Origin of the sequence: Moorena sp. SIO4E2, from assembly GCF_010671945.1 — a bacterium.
In the GTDB taxonomy this organism is placed as follows: domain Bacteria; phylum Cyanobacteriota; class Cyanobacteriia; order Cyanobacteriales; family Coleofasciculaceae; genus Moorena; species Moorena producens.
In genome coordinates this window covers 1-1,530 of the sequence record NZ_JAAHIE010001173.1, presented here as the reverse complement: position 1 = coordinate 1,530, position 1,530 = coordinate 1, and the positions used below count along the sequence as shown (strand labels likewise).

The following is a 1,530-nucleotide window of genomic DNA, read 5'->3' as shown; positions in this document are numbered from 1 at the left end:
GGTTGGCTACATGCCGGAAGACCCTGCGGAACTGGCAGATGCGCTGGCAGAACATGACCTGGAGTTGATCGGCGGTGTGGTGTTTCGTGCATTTCACGATCCCGCCCAGTGTGGCGGTGTTAACTATTTTGACGGTGGAGAAGGTCGTGATACCGTTGACTTTTTCGAGTTTGATTTTGGGGTTCAAGTTAATCTCGTCGAGGGTACTGCTAGCTCTACCGATAGTAACGATCAAGAAATTACCCAAACCTTAATTAGTATCGAAAACGTATTTGGTACTAATTTTGATGACGAACTGATCGGTAACGACCAAGGCAACAGTTTCTTAGGTTACAACGGTGATGATAAATATCTTGGTGGCGCAGGAAATGACGTTTTCCGAGACAGTGCCGGTGTTAACTATTTTGACGGTGGAGAAGGTCTTGATACCGTTAACTTTCAAAATCTAATCAACTCTGGTATTAAGCTCAATTTGGCTGAAGGCACTGCTAGTTACACCGATGAGCAAGATCAGGAAGTAGCACAAACTTTAATTAGTATCGAAAGGGTATTTGGTACTAATTTTAATGACGAACTAATTGGTAACGAGGTTGACAACACTTTCTTGGGTTTAGAGGGTGATGACAAATATGTCGGTGGTGCAGGAAATGATACTTTCCAAGACAGTGGCGGTGTTAACTATTTTGACGGTGGAGAAGGTCGTGATACCGTTGACTTTCAAAATCTAATCAACTCTGGTATTAAGCTCAATTTGGCTGAAGGCACTGGTAGTTACACCGATGAGCAAGATCAGGAAGTAGCACAAACTTTAATTAGTATTGAAAGAGCCGTAGGTACTAATTTTAATGACGAACTGATCGGTAACGGGGAAGACAACATTTTATTGGGTTTAGACGGTGATGACACCATAACTGGCGGTGCTGGAAATGACGTAATCAAAACTGGTGACGGAAACAATACTATTGATTCTGGTTCCGGTGTAGACACCATCGAGCTTGGTAATGGTAACAACACCATTGCCCTTGAAGAAGGTGAAGGACATGACAAAGTGATAAATTTCCAACTGGGGTTAACTCGCTTTGGGGTTAGTGATGCTAGCACCCTTACCTTTGAGCAGTCTAATGGCAGTGTGAATATCATAGCTGCTGATGGTGACCTTCTCGCCAATGTAGAGGGAGTTGAGGTTAGTACCTTTACTGATAATCTCTCCACCATCTTTTTCTAATACCCCTCGCTTCCGGGTGTTGCTTAAAAATCGAATGATTTGAAGAGTTTTCTGGAACGGGCATCTGGCTGTGGAACGGGCATCTTGCCCGTTTCATTTCCAGGCGGGCAGGATGCCCACTCCACTGATATTGATTCTCTGCCTCTAATTCTCTGTTCCCTATTCCCAGATCCGCTGTTCCGGACTTCTGAAAGAAGTCAATTCACCAATTTTCGTCATTCGCATCAAAACTATACTGGTACTCCTGCTCAGCTGCTACCTTGGGATCAGCTGTTTAGGTGAATCTAACTAAATGAATGTCTATC

General features: G+C 43.9%; 2 protein-coding genes. Both read left to right on the top strand.

What is annotated here, in order from left to right; genetic code table 11:
* The coding region (locus F6K37_RS41865; RefSeq protein WP_287257153.1) for a calcium-binding protein at positions 1 to 1,225 on the top strand (1,225 nt) is incomplete at its 5' end.
* A gap of 39 nt (positions 1,226 to 1,264) precedes the next feature.
* Positions 1,265 to 1,507, top strand: a complete 243-nt coding sequence (locus F6K37_RS41860; RefSeq protein WP_287257152.1) for a hypothetical protein — start codon at positions 1,265 to 1,267, stop codon at positions 1,505 to 1,507.
* Positions 1,508 to 1,530: the final 23 nt, after the last annotated feature.